Origin of the sequence: Thermosynechococcus sp. (genome assembly GCF_046299655.1) — a bacterium.
Lineage (GTDB): Bacteria > Cyanobacteriota > Cyanobacteriia > Thermosynechococcales > Thermosynechococcaceae > Thermosynechococcus.
The window spans coordinates 49524-65892 of sequence record NZ_JBKBHZ010000012.1 but is presented as its reverse complement, the minus strand read 5'-3'; the positions used below and the strand labels follow the sequence as shown (position 1 = coordinate 65892).

Genomic DNA, 16369 nt, shown 5'->3' with positions numbered 1-16369 from the left:
AAAAAAGGAGGAGCTAATCTCCTCCCTGCAAAAGGTTGGTATCTGTTCGGCTGGGAAAGGCTCCCAGCACATGCCCCACATATATTAAGGTCACACAAGGTGGGCAAGTTTCCATTGATTCGGCTGGGAAAGGCTCCCAGCACAGACCTGACGCTGCCCACCATGGTTCCTGCAAAAGTGTTTCCATTGATTCGGCTGGGAAAGGCTCCCAGCACACCGATCCCAACCTGTGGCCGGGCACTACCCAAAAGTTTCCATTGATTCGGCTGGGAAAGGCTCCCAGCACTTGGCCTGTGAGTAGATAAGGGAGAGCACCTTCGGGAGTTTCCATTGATTCGGCTGGGAAAGGCTCCCAGCACTTACTGATGCCCTTTGGCTCGGGAGTTAAGAAAGTGTTTCCATTGATTCGGCTGGGAAAGGCTCCCAGCACTCTTATGGCCGTGAAGGGTCTTAAGATCCTCAGTAGTTTCCATTGATTCGGCTGGGAAAGGCTCCCAGCACATTTACATGCCCGATAATATCTTATCGCTCCTTGCTGTTTCCATTGATTCGGCTGGGAAAGGCTCCCAGCACTGTGCCCCTTTGGAAGCGGCTCTACGAGCAGTATAGCACAGCTCATTTTCAAGCACCTACAGGAGATCATTTTTTTGTTTTGGTAAATTTTTTAGATCTGCGCAGGCAAGGTGTGCAAAAGTGTCTCTGGAAAAGGATTACGTGACTTTTCAAGCACCTCTAAATCTGTTAGAAACTCATCAAAGCTTTGCGGAGACTGGGGTTGAGAAAATTCATGAGCTGAGAGGATATTTTAGTCCAGAGGTGCTTGCACAGCTACACAAGTGAAGTCATCAGATGTTAGAACCCAGACCAGACAAGTCGCTCCCTAGAGGAAAAGTTGTGTTTTGGACAAGGCTAAGATTTTCTCGTCAGAAGCTCCTGACGGAGGAAACATTTGTTATTATGACGAGTAGTTCCCTAGAGCAAAAATTAAAATAGTTCAGTATTGGATATTACACTTTGCCAATCCTGAATCCTAGGGTTCCTTCAGCCAACGAGGATGTTATGGTTCAATCCCTTCAGTATTCCATCGAACTCGTCAAAGATGAAGCACGGCGACTGGTGGCCAAAGGTGTGGTAAGTCGGCAGCAGCCCATTTACACCCTCTGCCAGTTTGTGCCCGTTCGGGAGTGGCCCCTCATTGAGGCAGAGCTAGAGCGTTGTGACTTTATGCTGCGCGATCGCATTGGCGACTTGATTGGTCGTGAATGCTGGGATAACGACTAAAGAGCAATCATGAAGGGCACTGCCTTCCCCTAAGGTGCCAATCTTAGGAGGTGGGTGCCTGAGAATCCTGCTGGAGGTCTTGGCGAATCGCTCGCAGGGTTTCAAGGAGGGTTTGAATATCTGCGGCTAAGTCAGCACTCTCGCGCGGAGCAGGCGAAGAGGTCGAGGCGGGTTGCTGCTGTTGGGCAATAAAGGCTTGGATCAGTTCGCGGGCTTGCGCTTCGGTGAGGCGGCCTTTCTCAGCACAGACCGTGGCCAGTTGACGGGCATCCACCCGCAGCTGTGTCAGGTATTCTTGGCGCTTGGCCTCATCCTGTAGAGATTCAATGGCAGCGGCCGCCGCCCCAATACCGGTGTAGTAAAGTTGCTGTGCAAGTTTGAGGGGATTGCGATCCATAAAGTTGATTCCGAAGCAGATTATCCTTTGCTACTCTACGGGAAATCTCCCTTCCCTATCAAGGTTGAGGAAAGCGGCTGCGGTAGAGATGGACAATTTTACTCACCACCTCATCGATCCCCAAGTTGTCCGTACAGATTTCTATGGCATCAGCCGCTTTGCGAAAGGGGGCATAGGTGCGTTGCTGATCCGCGGTGTCGCGAGCGGTAATCTGAGCCAGCAATTCCTCATAGGAGAGGTCGCATTGCCCCTGCTGTTGTAATTCCTGCCAACGACGCTGGGCACGCTCTGCGGGCGAGGCCGTCAGGAAAATTTTTAAGCCTGCCTCAGGAAAGACGTGGGTACCAATATCCCGCCCTTCGGCAGCAATGCCCCCATTGGCTCCGATCGCCCGCTGTTGTCGTACCATGAGCCGTCGCACACCGCGCAGGGCGGCAACTTGGGACACCCACTGCGTCACCTCGAGGGAGCGAATGGCTTGGCTGACCTCGCGATCGTTAATCCATACCCGTGTGGGTTGATGGGGATCGCTGCTCTCAAGGCGCAATTGACAATGGGCGATCGCTTCCACAACCGCTGGCTCATCCCTGAGATCAAGGTTATTTTCCAAGCACCACCAAGTAACCGCGCGGTACATGGCACCGGTGTCAAGGTACTGCAACCCTAGGGCTTGGGCCGCCCGTCGCGTCACGGTGGATTTACCCGCCCCAGCAGGACCATCCACGGCCAGAATCGGCAAGCGGCGATCTAGTAGGCAATTGTCAATGAGGCGCGTTTGCCCCACCCAGCCCGCGATCGCCAGCAGCCCCACCGTCTCAATGCGTTCCAAGGGCACAAGGGTCTGGGGATGCACCAACTCGGCGTAGTCGAGGCGCAACTGCGGAAACTGCCGCAGATGGTTGTGAACCGGCGCCAAGAGATCGCTGGCGGTAAAGCAGCCCTGACGAAAAGCAGCAGTCGCTATCTCTAGGCTCTGGCTTAGGGCTAAGGCGGTGGCGCGATCGCCCTCACTCAGGTATTGATTGCGGGAACTCAAGGCAAGACCATCGGCATCGCGGACAATGGGACAGGCGATGATCTCCACCTCCAGATTCAAATCGGCCACACAACGGCGAATAATCGCTAACTGCTGGGCATCCTTTTGGCCAAAATAGGCGCGATCGGGCTGCACCAGATGCAAGAGCTTCAGCACAACTGTTGCTACCCCGCGAAAATGACCAGGGCGCGATCGCCCACAGAGGGTCTCTGTTAATTCCTTGGGGGGTTCCACCACCGTCAGAGGTTCCATCCCCTGCGGATAAAGTTCCTCGACAGGAGGCACAAAGAGAATATCTACCCCCAACTGGCGGCAGAGGGCTGTATCAGCCTCAAGGGTGCGCGGATAGCGTTCCAAATCCTCTTGGGGACCAAACTGGAGTGGATTGACAAAAATACTGACCACCACCACATCACACTCTTGCCGCGCCCGCTGGATCAAGGCGACATGCCCGCCGTGGAGTGCCCCCATTGTTGGCACAAAACCAAGGGTGGTTGCAGGAGATAATGTGCCAAGGGCAGCCTCTAAACCGGCAGTGGTGCTCAAACAGTAAAACATACCCATCAAATGTCTAGGGGGCGATCGGTGCAGTTTTGATACAATCTGTCATATTACCGCCCTTTTCACACCGAGAGAAGACACGCCAGCTTAGGGGCTACTTTGCTCTACCCCAACAAAAGGGCTGTTTAATGCCCCTGCCGGCTTTTCCTAACTAAAGTTTGTACATTTGTTGCGAAGGCTTTAATCTTAGGGGCAGGTTTTCTAAAATTCAGATATTTTCGTTTCTCTGTACTTGCAACCCCTGTAACGCAACCTCAGTTTCACCCCCCTTAGCCAAAAGCTTATTTTTTAACTGCAACTGTTTAGCATACGCTGCGAGGATTGCCCCTATGGCCAATGAACTACAAAACGGCTTACAAAAGTACCGTTTCGTCTGCACCCTCACCTTCGGGGATATTTATGGCCAAGTGATTGTTTGGCTAATTGTCATCTTTGTTGGTTTAGCTGCGTCCCTCACCCTCTACAACAATCCAGTGCAGGCGTTTCTGGTCGGCGGGCTAATTTTGGTGCTAACGTTACCCTTTTTGCTCTTTGCTTTTGTCACCACCCTGCTCAATCATATTGAAATGCGGCCTGTAACGGTGACAGAGAAGAAAAAGCGCAAAGATGCTGCTGCGACCTCAAACCCAGAGGTTGCTCCTGCTAGCTGAAGTGAGAGTGGCAAATCCGCCACCTTGACCCTAGGGCAAAGTCCTATTGCAGAGCGATCGCCCCCCAAGGAACGCAAGAAGCATAGGGAGGCAGTGTGTTTAAGTTTCTCTTGTGATGAGGCAAGCAGTGGCCGTCTTGCCTGAACCCCCTCCCTGTCTCACTTCCGCCGTGGGTTTGATCGGCACCTTGCAAGAACGCAGGCTATTTATTGGATATTTATTGGATTCATACCTCTTGCCTTGTCCCAACAGGGTTTGCTCCTTGAGTCGTCTCTGATAGGGGTATCTTCCCAGCTGTAGTAAAAATTTTCTCCCCTGTGATATACTCCTGACCCTCACGCTTCGCGTAGAGGGCGGGCTTCTCCACTCTTTCGACCTTCGCGTTTTATAGTGAGCCGATGCCCTAGGCCCACTTTTTTGATGAGTATCGCCGAGTTGATGTCTCGCGACGTTGTTTAGGAACCCTGCTCTCCCCGCATCGGCAAAACTTTTACTTAGGCCAGACTTTGCCGCCTGACCATTGGGCAAGGATTATAGCACACACTTACTGAACAGCAAGACTCCCCTCGCTTGGGCACTTCGGGGGCAGCGAACCCCCTCAGCGCCTTTGGCTCTCATCCTGACGCTCCCCTTCGGAAGAGCGCGGGGCTTCCCGCCGATTAGCTAAGCATTGATTGCCATCGTATTTAGTGCTATTCTCAGTTGACTTTTATCAATAGACTAAAAATACAAACCAAATGTTAAGAACCAGCAAAAGCCAGTGGTGGTATTCCGACGAACAGATTTAGAAATGTTAAGATTCTTAATATATGTAACGCATCTATGAAAGCGCTGTTAAAGCACCGTTGGCTTGGCCGCGATCTTTAGCAGGGGCGATCGCCCATCCTATAGCGAAACCGATATTCCTAGGCTTTGGACGAATCACTGCTGTCAACCTTGAGAACAAGCGATAGGGACTATGGATACCTCAAAAGACTTAGTGCGCACCTACCTTCGGGAAATTGGCCGTGTGCCACTGCTCACCCACGAACAGGAAGTGATCTACGGCAAACAGGTGCAGCAGCTTGCCGCCATGAACGAGATTCGCGAAAAGCTCGCGGCAGAAATCAACCGTGAACCCACCCGTGCTGAATGGGCTGCCGCCGCCAACATCAGTGAAGAAGAATTAGAGACAATTATCGAAAATGGCGAGCGCGCCAAACGCAAAATGGTGGAGGCCAACCTGCGTCTGGTGGTTTCCGTAGCCAAAAAGTACATCAAGCGCAATGTGGATCTGCTGGATCTGATCCAGGAGGGGACAATCGGGATGCAGCGGGGGGTAGAAAAGTTTGACCCCACTAAGGGGTATCGTTTCTCCACCTATGCCTACTGGTGGATTCGTCAAGCCATCACACGGGCGATCGCTGAAAAGGGACGCACCATTCGCCTGCCCATCCACATTACGGAGAAGCTGAACAAAATTAAAAAAGCGCAGCGACAACTGTCCCAGCGGCTGGGGCGTGCGCCCACCATTAATGAGCTGGCGGCAGAATTAGAATTAACCCCTGCCCAAGTGCGAGAATATCTTGAACGGGCGCGACAACCCCTCTCCCTTGATGTCCGTGTCGGCGATAATCAGGATACGGAGTTGGGCGAATTGCTGGAGGATCCCTCCATTTCTCCCGAGGAATTTGCTGCTCAATCCTCCTTGCGCAGCGACCTTGAACGGCTCATGGCCGATCTAACCCCACAGCAACGCCATGTTCTCTCCCTACGCTTTGGCCTAGAGAATGGCCAGCCCCTCACCCTGGCCAAAGTGGGCGAACTGCTCAACATTAGTCGCGAACGGGTACGGCAAATTGAGCGGGAAGCCCTCAGCAAACTCCGCAAACGCCGGGGTGATATTCACGAGTACCTTGCCAGCTAACTCATGCTCACTGACGAACAGCACCGCCAAAAAATGCAGCAGCGCAAAGCCGTGCAGGCCCAACGCCTAGCGGAGCGCACCCGTGAAAAAGGGTTGATTATTGTCCACACGGGCAACGGCAAGGGCAAAACCACGGCAGCGCTGGGTATGGTACTGCGTTCCTTGGGGCATGGCTATCGCGTAGCGATTATTCAATTCATTAAGGGGGCCTGGGAGCCAGCAGAAAAAAGGGTTCTTAGCCACTGGTCAGACCAACTGGCCTTCCATGCCATGGGGGAGGGCTTTACGTGGGAAACTCAAGACCGCCAGCGAGATACTGCCTGTGCCCAAGCGGCTTGGGAACTTGCCCTCAGCTACCTCACCAACCCTGAGTACCGATTGGTACTGCTGGATGAAATCAATGTTGCCCTGAAGCTGGACTACTTAACTGTGACCCAAGTGCTGCAGGGCCTTGCCCGCAAGCCAGAAATGACCCATGTGATTCTCACTGGGCGTGGTGCGCCCCCAGCCCTGATTGACGCCGCCGACCTCGTGACCGAAATGACCCTCATCAAGCATCCCTTTCAGGAGCAGGGAGTTAAAGCCCAGCCGGGGATTGAATTTTGACATACTCCCGACCCTCACGCTTCGGGTAGAGGGCGGGCTTCTCCACTCTTTCGACCTTCGCGTTTTATAGTGAGCCGATGCCCTAGGCCCACTGTTTTGATGAGTTTCGCCGAGTTGATATCTCGCGGCATGGATGCGCCACAATGAGAGCATTCATGCCAGCGGTCAGACAACTCTTTAGGTCCTCGGTTCAGGCAAATTGCACAATACTGGGATGTGCCAGCGGGGTTAACCTTCACGACCCACCGCCCAGCTTTTGCAGCTTTGTACGGCAGGATGTTGTTTAGGAACCCCGCTATCTCCGCATCAGCAAAACTTTTGTTCAGGCTGGATTTAGCCGTCTGACCGTTGGGCAAGGACTATAGCACACACTTACTGAACAGCAAGACTCCCCTCGCTCGGGCACTTCGGGGGCAGCGAACCTCCTCAGCGCCCCTAGCTCTCATCCCGACGCTCCCCTTCGGAAGAGCGCGGGGCTTCCCGCCGATTAGCTAAAGCAGGAGTTCCCCAGCAAAAATCGTAACGGCCTGACCCAATAGCCGCAGGCGATCGCCCCCTTGGGGTTGCATTTTAATCATGCCGCCCCGCGCGGAGGCTTGATAAGCGATGAGTTCTGGTTTGCCCAGCTTCGGTTGCCAGTAGGCATAGAGGCTACAGTGGGCAGAGCCAGTGACCGGATCCTCAGGGATGCCCAATTGGGGGGCAAAAAAGCGGGAGATTATGTCATATTTCTCGTTATGGGCAGTTACAATTAGTCCCCGGCAGGGTAGGCGGGCAATCTGGTCAAAATCAGGTTTCAACTGTGCTACCGCATCGGCATCGGCCAGTTCCACCAGCAGATCCCTCCCCGCTTGCCCCATAAACACCGCCTTTGTCCCGATGGCTGCAATGATTGAGGCTTGTATCTGCTGATCCTCAAGGGGGGTTACCGGCTGCTGCGGAAAATCAAGGGCAATCCAATTCCCAAGGCGCTGTGCACGCAGGAGACCGCTGCGGGTGTGAAATTCTAGATCTCCCACCACCCCCTGATGCTGCCAGAGGACGTGGGCTGTTGCGAGGGTGGCATGACCACAGAGATCCACTTCTGCCACAGGGGTAAACCAGCGCAGGTGAAAGCCGCTGGCCACTGGCACAACAAAAGCCGTTTCCGAAAGATTCATCTCGCGGGCGATCGCCCCCAAGGTTGCATCGTCAAAAAACGTCTCTAGGACACATACGGCCGCCGGGTTTCCCCGGAAAGGTTCTTGGGTAAAGGCATCAACTTGGTACAGTGGTAGCGGCATCCGACCCCCGAAAACCGTAAAATCAATACTGTAGATCGAGCAGAGGACATACTGCGTGGAACGGACATTTCTAGCCATTAAGCCCGACGGCGTTCAGCGTGGGATAGTGGGGACGATTATCCAACGATTTGAACAAAAAGGCTACACACTGGTTGGCCTCAAACTCATGCGCGTCAGCCGCGAACTGGCAGAGCAGCACTACAGCGAACACAAAGACAAACCCTTCTTTGCGGGGCTGGTGAATTTTATTACCTCTGGCCCAGTGGTGGCCATGGTTTGGGAAGGACGGGGCGTGATCGCTGCAGCGCGCAAACTGATTGGGGCCACCAACCCCCTCAATGCTGAACCGGGAACGCTGCGGGGGGATTTTGGCGTAGATGTGGGACGCAATGTGATTCACGGCTCCGACAGTCCTGAAAATGCCGAGCGCGAAATCAATCTCTGGTTTCAGACCCAAGAACTGGTGCCCTGGGAGCCAGCCCTTACCTCTTGGGTGTATGAGATGTAGGCTCTTGGGTTGAGTGGGGAAGGGTTGGGGGGGTCTCTGGCTCCGCCACCTCCCGCTTGGAAAAGCCCCACGTAAAGCAGAGGGCAATCAGGGTAATCATCACCCAGTCAGAGGGGACAAGTTGCGGATTGATTACTCGAATCAAAAGCCGCAGCCCCACCAGTGTCACTGTGAAATAGCCCGCATCCTCAAGTCGAGGAAACTCTTTGAGCCAGCGGATAAATAGCTCCGCCATAAAGCGCAGCATAATCACGCCAATCGTGCCGCCGAGGAGTACCAACCAACGCTCATCGGAGAGAGCGATCGCCGTTGTCACACTATCAAGGGAAAAGGCCAAATCCGCCAAAGCCAGTAGGGGAACTGCCTGCCAAAACGAACGAATCACCCGCTCGTGGTGATGTTCTGGCTCAGTGGTAAAGAAAAAGTACTTTGCCGCTAACCAGAGAAGATACAACGCCCCCGCCAACTCAAACTGCCAAAACTGCAAGACCCACGTGGCTGTGAAAATCAGCGCAATCCGGAAAATGTAGGAAATGGCGAGTCCCAGATTGAGGGCCCGCCGCTGCTCATCTAAATCTTCGATGCCTCGTACCAAGGCGGCGAGGGCGATCGCATTGTCTGCGGAAAGAACCGCTTCTAGGGCCAACAACACCACCAGCAACAACAGGGTATCCAGTCCCCAGTTGGGCGAGAGGTCCAATAGTTTATCAATCATCGGGCGAGGGAAGGTCTCCAAAGTTTTGGCTGCTCAATACTTATCGTCGCACAGTAACGGTACAGCATTTTCCGAAGGACAGCACACTTAAATCACTAGACTAGAATTAACTCAGAATTGTGATTGAACTTTAGAAACACTGCTCTGCCATGGGACTCATTAGCAACACCTTAAAATCTGCAGGAAAGCTCGATCTGATTTCCTTAACCTTGTGCATTGCTGGTTCTCGTAAAATTTACCGTGACGATGATTATGGCCAATCCCCATGGCATATTTTTGCACCCAATTTGAGAATTTATGGTTTTGATGCCGATCCAGAGGCCTGTGATGCAGCAAATGCTGCCCTAGAAGCCCAAGGAATCACTTGGTTTGAGCGCCACTATCCTCTTGCTCTGGGGAAACAGGTGGGTGAATCAACCCTGTACATTACCAATGCGGTTCATTGTAGTTCTTTGTACGAACCCAATTTAAGCTATACATCACGGTTTCAAGGATTCAACCCCGGCTTAAGTGTTGCAGCAACCGTTCAAGTGGAAACAACAACACTAGATGCATTTGCCCAAACTGAGGGGCTTGAGAGTGTAGAGGTGCTCAAGGTGGATGTCCAAGGCGCAGACCTCGATGTTTTGCAGGGTGGTCAACATCTTTTAGCTGCAAGCACTTTGGCCATCATTGTTGAAGTTGAGTTTTCGGAAATTTATCGGGGGCAACCGCTCTTTGCTGATATTGATGCCTATTTACGTGCTCAAGGGTTTGTACTTTTTGACTTACTCACCGATGATGCTTGGTGCCGCTTGCCTCGCTACCTCTCGCCTTTCCAATCTCAACGCCGCGCAGGTCAACTACTCTGGGCAGATGCGGTTTACTTGCGGGATTTACTGAATGAGGATCAACGGCAACAAAATGCCCATCTACAGACCCCAGCGCATTTATTAAAGCTGGCAGCGATCGCTGATGCCCTAGACTTTCCTGACTACGCTTTGGAAGTCTTGACACAGCTCACGCTTCGGTACGGTGAAACTGCCCAATGGAACTGCCGTTCTGAAATTTTTGCCATTTTAGAGCAAGCAAAGCCTGTGATCAGTACTGATATCACTGACCTACCGATTGTGCAAGCGCTGTCTCAGCCAGTACCCTAGCCCTGAGGCAAAATGCGGCGGCTAAATTGCTGAAGCTCCTCGCGAATCCCGCGGGGCAATTGGTTTTGTTTGGCGAGGGCTTGCTGGAAGTATTGCTGGGCCTGCGATCGGTTGCCACTGGCAGCTAAAATTTGTGCTTTCAGATAAAGGAGTTCTGGATTGTCGGGCGCCAGTGCCAAGGCTTGATCAACGGCGTTTAAGGCCTGTGGCCACTGCTTGCGATCGCGATAGGCCAAGGCCAGGCCCCGATAGCTAAGGTAAGGGGGAGCGGCGTAGGTTTGCAGGGTTTGAATCGCCCGATCCATGCTGACAAAGCCGACATTACTGGCAATGCCCCACTCCATAAAGCCCCGCACCAGATTTAATTCTGGATCGCGAGGATTGACCGCTTCGGCTCGCCCCACATGATCAAGAATCCGCTGTACCCGCAAGAGAGCAGCGGGAGCACCGGCCACTGGCCCCGCGCCCGCATCGGAAATTTCATAGCCGGCCATCAGGAAATGCCCCACCGCTTGGTAGAGATTGCCCCGCAGGGGATCGCGGCTCGTGAGGGCTTGGGCAGCGCGCAGGGTCTCTTCCGCATAGCGCTTATATCCTGCCCAGTCTTCATTGAGATAGGCAATAGCAGCGGCCAAGGTGAGGGTGAGAGGTTCTTGGCGATCGCGCTCCAAAGCAGCCGGCAGCAACTCTTTGCCTTTGACATAATTGCCATCGCGAAAGAGGGCGACAAAGACAGCTTCCGTTTGATCCGAAATCGGACGTGCCTGCGATCCACTGCGGAACGGATCTCCGGCAAGGGCAGCAGTACTCAGTACCCAAGGGGCGATCGCTCCACTAAGATAGAGAGCAAAGCGTTGCCACAAGCGCCATTGACGGGTTTGCACGGTCGTTACCTCCGGAGTCTGCATCTTGTTTTCGGTTCACCATCTCAGCTATCACCCCGCCGCCACCCCTCAGCCCATCTTGCGGGATATTAACTTGACCTTAGGTCGGGCTGAACTCGGATTAATTGTGGGACCGAGTGGCTCGGGTAAAACCACCCTACTAGAGATTTTAGCGGGCTTGGCCACCCCCAGTCGGGGAATCATTCGCTGGCAGGATCAGGTTCTTACACCCGATCATTTACAACAGTTGGCTGGATTGGTCTTTCAGTTCCCGGATCGCTACTTCTGTGGCAGCACCATTCTCGAAGAACTGCGCTTTGGTCACCCGGAAATCCCCTACGAGAATTTTTACCGCGCCCTTGCCGATGTTGGCCTAGAGCATCTACCTTTGCACATCCGCCCCGAATCCCTCAGTGGCGGTCAGCAGCGGCGCCTTGCCCTTGCAGTGCAACTGGTGCGCCAACCCTACCTCCTGTTACTCGATGAACCCACGGCCGGCTTGGATTGGTCAATGCGCCGCCAATTGCTACAGGTGCTGCGCCGCCTTAAGGAACATTGGAGCCTCCTTGTGGTGACCCATGAGGCCAGTGAATTGCAGGCGATTAGCGATCGCACTTGGCGATTGGAAAATGGTTGTCTGGTGCCACTGACTTCCCATCAGTCAAGTCCTGTAATAAGTTTTAATACTTAGGTAGCAAAACTTTGCAATTTGTTACCATAGGGGCGCAAAGTCGCTCCACAGCTTGATTTTCTGCTACAACCACAAAAGGTATAGCCCTTCTTGCAAGGATGGAAAACCTGCACCACTGTGCAAGCCGGTGTTAGGACAGCACCGCGTTTATGTCCTCCATTGTTTTCACACAGGGCTGTATATCCCACTTAGGGTTTGGTCTCGATCGTTACAAGGAGTTTGAACGCATGTTCACCCACGTCAAGTCCACGATTCGGCATATCGCGCCAGCGGCGTTGAATGGGCGATCGCTGTTGCGAGTGGTGTATGTGGTACTTGAAGCCCAATACCAGAGCGCGCTGTCGGCAGCGGTTCGCAGCATTAACGACACCCATCCACAGGTGGCCATTGAAATCAGTGGCTATCTCCTTGAGGAACTGCGTAATCCCGAAAACTATGCCGCCTTCTGTGAAGACGTGGCGCGGGCGAATGTGTTTATTGCCTCCCTCATCTTTATTGAGGACTTGGCCGATAAGGTGGTCGAAGCCGTTCAGCCCTATCGCGATCGCCTCGATGTGGCAGTTGTTTTCCCCTCCTTGCCACAGGTCATGCGCCTCAACAAAATGGGCAGCTTTTCCCTAGCGCAAATTGGCCAGTCCAAGAGCGTCATCGCCAACTTTATGAAGAAGCGCAAGGAGAAAGCCGGCGCTGGCTTCCAAGATGCCATGCTCAAACTCCTGCGAACCCTACCCCAAGTCCTGAAGTACCTCCCCATTGATAAAGCACAGGATGCCCGCAACTTCATGCTCAGCTTCCAGTACTGGCTGGGGGGGTCGCCAGAAAATCTCCAAAACTTCCTGCTGATGCTGGCCGATCGCTACGTCTTCAAAGGTCAGCCAAACAGCCACCTCAGCTACCAAGAACCGGTCACCTACCCCGACACCGGTATTTGGCACCCCCTTGCACCGCAGATGTTTGAGGATCTCAAGGAGTACCTCAACTGGTTCAACAGCCGCCGCGATATTGGTGCCGATCTCAAAGACCCCCTAGTGCCCACCATTGGCCTCCTGTTACAGCGTACCCACCTTGTCACGGGGGATGACGCCCACTATGTGGCAATTGTGCAAGAATTTGAATCCCAAGGGGCGCGGGTGATTCCCGTCTTCTCCGGCGGTCTAGACTTTTCGGTGCCACTGGAAAAATTCTTCTACGATCCCATCAACCCTGAGAAACCTATTGTTGACACTGTGGTCTCTCTAACGGGATTTGCCCTTGTGGGCGGCCCTGCCAAGCAGGATCATGCTAAAGCGGTGGCAGCACTGAAAAAGCTCAACCGTCCCTACATGGTGACCCTGCCCTTGGTGTTTCAAACCACTGAGGAATGGGAGGACAGTGATCTGGGGCTGCACCCCATTCAAGTGGCGCTGCAAATTGCCCTCCCGGAACTGGATGGGGCCATTGAGCCAATTATTCTTTCGGGTCGTGATGGCATGACCGGCAAGGCGATCGCCCTGCAAGACCGCGTGGAAATGATTGTGCAGCGGGCACTAAAGTGGGCGAATCTGCGCCGCAAGCCCAAAATGCAAAAGAAAGTCGCCATCACCATCTTTAGCTTCCCGCCGGATAAGGGCAACGTCGGTACGGCTGCCTACTTGGATGTTTTTGGCTCCATCTACAAAGTCATGGAAGCCTTGAAAAACAATGGCTATGACGTGCAGGACATGCCGGAGAGTGCCGAAGCCCTGATGCAGGACATTCTCCACGACGCCCGTGCCCAAGTGGGGAGCCCTGAACTTAATATTGCCTACCGCATGAGTGTGCCGGAATACGAGCGCCTCACCCCCTACGCCAAACGCCTTGAAGAAAACTGGGGCAAACCGCCGGGGCACCTCAACAGTGATGGCCAAAACCTGCTCATCTACGGTAAAGCCTACGGCAACGTGTTTATTGGGGTGCAGCCCACCTTTGGCTACGAGGGGGATCCCATGCGGTTGCTCTTTTCTCGCTCCGCCAGTCCCCACCACGGTTTTGCTGCCTACTACACCTTCCTCAACCACATCTGGCAGGCGGATGCCGTGCTTCACTTTGGCACCCATGGCTCCTTGGAGTTTATGCCGGGTAAACAGATGGGTATGTCTGGGGATTGCTACCCCGACAATCTCATCGGCACGATTCCCAACCTCTACTACTACGCTGCCAATAACCCCTCTGAAGCCACCATTGCCAAGCGCCGCAGCTACGCCAACACGATTAGCTACCTCACTCCCCCAGCGGAAAATGCAGGTCTTTACAAAGGGCTGCGGGAACTTAGCGACCTCATTGGCTCCTACCAAACCCTGAAAGATAGTGGTCGGGGGGTTCAGATTGTCAACACGATCATGGACAAGTGCCGCATGGTCAATCTCGATCAAGATGTGGCTCTCCCCGATAGGGATGCTGCAGATCTCAGCCCTGAGGAGCGGGATACCCTCGTGGGCAAGGTCTATATCAAGCTGATGGAAATTGAAAGCCGTCTCTTGCCCTGTGGCCTGCACGTCATTGGTAAGCCACCGACAACGGAAGAGGCAGTGGCCACCTTGGTGAATATTGCCAGCTTGGATCGTCCTGAAGACGGTATCAAGAGTCTGCCCCGGCTGATTGCCGAGAGCTTAGGACGGGACATTGACGAAATTTATCAGAATAGCGATCGCGGGGTACTGGCGGAGGTTGAACTGCTGCGCCAAATTAACGAAGCCACCCGTGCTGCCGTCAGTGCCCTTGTCCAAGCCCAAGCCGATGCCGATGGGCGGGTCTCACGCGTCTCGAAGCTGAACTTCTTCAACATGGGGCGCAAAGAGCCATGGATGGAAGCTCTCCATGGGGCGGGCTATCCCCACGTGGATGCCGCTGCCCTCAAACCCCTCATGGAATATCTGGAATTCTGTTTGCAGCAGATTGTGGCCGACAATGAACTGGGGGCACTGCTGCAAGCCCTAGAGGGCGAGTACATTCTCCCCGGTCCCGGTGGCGATCCCATTCGTAACCCTGAGGTCTTGCCGACGGGCAAAAATATCCACGCTTTAGATCCGCAGGCCATTCCCACGGCTGCTGCTGTGCAGTCCGCCAAAGTCGTGGTGGATCGCCTCCTCGCGCGGCAAAAAGCAGAAAACAACAACCAATGGCCAGAAACCATCGCCATGGTGCTCTGGGGTACAGATAATATCAAAACCTATGGCGAGTCCCTTGCCCAAGTGTTGTGGCTAGTGGGGGCACGTCCGTTACCCGACTCCTTAGGGCGGGTCAACAAGGTGGAACTGATTCCGTTGGAGGAGCTAGGACGGCCACGCATTGATGTTGTCGTCAACTGTTCGGGGGTTTTCCGCGATCTCTTTATCAACCAAATGGCACTCATTGACCGTGCCATCAAGATGGCGGCCGAAGCCGATGAACCCCTTGAGCTGAACTTTATCCGCAAACACGCCCTGCAACAGGCCTCAGAACTGGGCATTGACCTGCGCCAAGCGGCCACACGCGTCTTTACCAACGCCTCCGGCTCCTATGCGGCCAATGTCAACCTAGCGGTGGAAAATAGCTCTTGGGAACAGGAGTCGGAGCTTCAGGACATGTATCTCTCCCGCAAGTCCTTTGCCTTCTCGGCGGATTCGCCAGGGACAATGCAGCAGGCGCGGCCTCTCTTTGAAGCGGCTCTTAAAACGGTGGATGTGACGTTCCAGAACTTAGACTCCTCCGAAATTAGTCTCACGGATGTCAGCCACTACTTTGACTCGGATCCGACCAAGCTGGTGGGGGCACTGCGAGCTGATGGCAAGCAACCCAAGGCCTACATTGCCGATACCACCACGGCCAATGCCCAAGTGCGCACCCTCTCGGAAACCGTTCGCCTCGACAGCCGCACTAAGCTCCTGAATCCCAAATGGTATGAGGGAATGCTCTCCCACGGCTACGAAGGGGTGCGCGAGATCTCGAAACGACTAGTGAACACAATGGGCTGGTCGGCGACGGCAGGAGCTGTGGATAACTGGGTCTATGAGGAGGCCAATGCCACGTTTATTCTCGATGAGCAGATGCGGCAGCGGCTTTTGAATACCAACCCCCACTCCTTCCGCAAAATGGTCAGCACCTTCCTCGAACTCCACGGCCGGGGCTACTGGCAGACCAGTGAAGCCAATCTGGAATTGCTGCGGCAACTCTATCAAGAGGTCGAGGACAAAATTGAGGGAGTTGAGTAAACAACGTTAATAGGTTGCACGGGGGGATCTTCCCCCTTTTTATTTGGGTGCAGCGGTGGTCGGAACCCTTCTGATTCCTTGAGCGTCAGACTCCGCAGTGCGTTTTTTCTGGGGAGGAGTTGACGATATTGAAGACACTGCAAGTCGTTGGCCCATCGTCCTTGACTGGTTTGGCTGTCCTTTCCTTTGCGGATGCCGCCGCTGCCCAACTAAATGTGAATATCAATTTCGGTGGTTCCTGCCAGCCGGTGTATGTGGTACCGAGTCCCCCCAGCCAACCCGTCTATGTGGTGCCCACCCCGCAAACGCAACCAGTGTATGTGGTACAGCCAAGAGCGGTTAGGGTTCGATCGCGCCATCACCGCAAAAAGCCCTCCCGCAATCAACCGCAGTTTGTGATTCCCACCAATCCTAATGGGGTGCTGATCACGTTTTAAGAATTCCAGCCAGAATTGCTGCCCCTTCTGCTAAGATGAATTTACACATCGGTATTCCGACCGACTT

Annotated in this window: 14 protein-coding genes, 2 pseudogenes and 1 CRISPR repeat array; of the genes and pseudogenes, 9 read left to right on the top strand and 7 right to left on the bottom strand. The window is 53.9% G+C overall.

The genetic code is table 11. The features are described from left to right. Positions 1-34 precede the first annotated feature (34 nt). Positions 35-573: direct repeats of the CRISPR family, unit length 36 nt; unit sequence GTTTCCATTGATTCGGCTGGGAAAGGCTCCCAGCAC. A gap of 486 nt (positions 574-1059) precedes the next feature. Next, entirely contained in the window at positions 1060-1281 is a 222-nt protein-coding gene (locus tag ACK4HN_RS09055) for a DUF4327 family protein (RefSeq protein WP_024123956.1), read from the top strand. Between the two features lie 43 nt (positions 1282-1324). On the opposite strand, the gene ACK4HN_RS09050 is transcribed toward ACK4HN_RS09055, so the two are convergent. Beyond that, positions 1325-1678, bottom strand: coding sequence for a hypothetical protein (locus ACK4HN_RS09050; protein WP_409869460.1), 354 nt, complete (start codon positions 1676-1678; stop codon positions 1325-1327). Between the two features lie 58 nt (positions 1679-1736). Beyond that, on the bottom strand, positions 1737-3278 hold the full coding sequence (locus tag ACK4HN_RS09045; protein WP_409869459.1) for a bifunctional pantoate--beta-alanine ligase/(d)CMP kinase: 1542 nt from the start codon (positions 3276-3278) through the stop codon (positions 1737-1739). Between the two features lie 326 nt (positions 3279-3604). On the opposite strand from ACK4HN_RS09045, the gene ACK4HN_RS09040 reads away from it, so the two are divergent. Then, positions 3605-3925 (top strand): hypothetical protein, encoded by a 321-nt coding sequence (locus tag ACK4HN_RS09040; protein ID WP_409853690.1) that lies wholly within the window; start codon positions 3605-3607, stop codon positions 3923-3925. A 335-nt stretch (positions 3926-4260) separates the two neighbouring features. Here the strand turns inward: ACK4HN_RS09040 and ACK4HN_RS09035 are convergent. Continuing rightward, a pseudogene (locus ACK4HN_RS09035) lies at positions 4261-4453 on the bottom strand (RNA-guided endonuclease TnpB family protein); the annotation flags it as partial. A 421-nt stretch (positions 4454-4874) separates the two neighbouring features. Between ACK4HN_RS09035 and ACK4HN_RS09030 the strand changes: the two are divergent. Together ACK4HN_RS09030 and cobO are read left to right on the top strand one after the other, a co-directional pair. Further along, a complete protein-coding gene (locus ACK4HN_RS09030; protein ID WP_409869465.1) occupies positions 4875-5831 on the top strand; it encodes an RNA polymerase sigma factor, RpoD/SigA family in 957 nt (318 codons plus the stop codon). Between the two features lie 3 nt (positions 5832-5834). After that, entirely contained in the window at positions 5835-6437 is a 603-nt protein-coding gene (cobO, locus tag ACK4HN_RS09025; RefSeq protein ID WP_409869458.1) for a cob(I)yrinic acid a,c-diamide adenosyltransferase, read from the top strand. Positions 6438-6451: 14 nt separating this feature from the next. Here the strand turns inward: cobO and ACK4HN_RS09020 are convergent. Both ACK4HN_RS09020 and ACK4HN_RS09015 read right to left on the bottom strand, forming a co-directional pair. Then, positions 6452-6793: pseudogene (locus tag ACK4HN_RS09020) on the bottom strand (zinc ribbon domain-containing protein); the annotation flags it as partial. 135 nt (positions 6794-6928) lie between these two features. Then, positions 6929-7720 (bottom strand): PhzF family phenazine biosynthesis protein, encoded by a 792-nt coding sequence (locus tag ACK4HN_RS09015; protein ID WP_409869457.1) that lies wholly within the window; start codon positions 7718-7720, stop codon positions 6929-6931. 55 nt (positions 7721-7775) lie between these two features. On the opposite strand from ACK4HN_RS09015, the gene ndk reads away from it, so the two are divergent. After that, on the top strand, positions 7776-8228 hold the full coding sequence (gene ndk, locus ACK4HN_RS09010) for a nucleoside-diphosphate kinase (protein ID WP_409869456.1): 453 nt from the start codon (positions 7776-7778) through the stop codon (positions 8226-8228). Here ndk and ACK4HN_RS09005 read toward each other — a convergent pair. Next, positions 8203-8943 (bottom strand): TerC family protein, encoded by a 741-nt coding sequence (locus ACK4HN_RS09005; protein WP_409854047.1) that lies wholly within the window; start codon positions 8941-8943, stop codon positions 8203-8205. The two genes, ndk and ACK4HN_RS09005, sit on opposite strands and share 26 nt — an antisense overlap. A 149-nt stretch (positions 8944-9092) precedes the next feature. Here ACK4HN_RS09005 and ACK4HN_RS09000 point away from each other — a divergent pair, with 149 nt between their 5' ends. Then, on the top strand, positions 9093-10082 hold the full coding sequence (locus tag ACK4HN_RS09000; RefSeq protein WP_409869455.1) for an FkbM family methyltransferase: 990 nt from the start codon (positions 9093-9095) through the stop codon (positions 10080-10082). Here ACK4HN_RS09000 and ACK4HN_RS08995 read toward each other — a convergent pair. Next, positions 10079-10990, bottom strand: coding sequence for a Sll0314/Alr1548 family TPR repeat-containing protein (locus ACK4HN_RS08995; RefSeq protein ID WP_409877537.1), 912 nt, complete (start codon positions 10988-10990; stop codon positions 10079-10081). The genes ACK4HN_RS09000 and ACK4HN_RS08995 overlap by 4 nt on opposite strands. A 1-nt stretch (position 10991) precedes the next feature. Between ACK4HN_RS08995 and ACK4HN_RS08990 the strand changes: the two genes are divergently transcribed. From ACK4HN_RS08990 to ACK4HN_RS08980, 3 genes are all read left to right on the top strand, one after another. Beyond that, a complete protein-coding gene (locus tag ACK4HN_RS08990) occupies positions 10992-11657 on the top strand; it encodes an ABC transporter ATP-binding protein (protein WP_409877536.1) in 666 nt (221 codons plus the stop codon). A 227-nt stretch (positions 11658-11884) separates the two neighbouring features. After that, positions 11885-15865: a magnesium chelatase subunit H gene (locus tag ACK4HN_RS08985; RefSeq protein WP_409869452.1), complete on the top strand. Its 3981-nt coding sequence runs from the start codon at positions 11885-11887 to the stop codon at positions 15863-15865. Positions 15866-15993: 128 nt separating this feature from the next. After that, positions 15994-16302 (top strand): hypothetical protein, encoded by a 309-nt coding sequence (locus ACK4HN_RS08980; RefSeq protein ID WP_409877534.1) that lies wholly within the window; start codon positions 15994-15996, stop codon positions 16300-16302. Positions 16303-16369 lie beyond the last annotated feature (67 nt).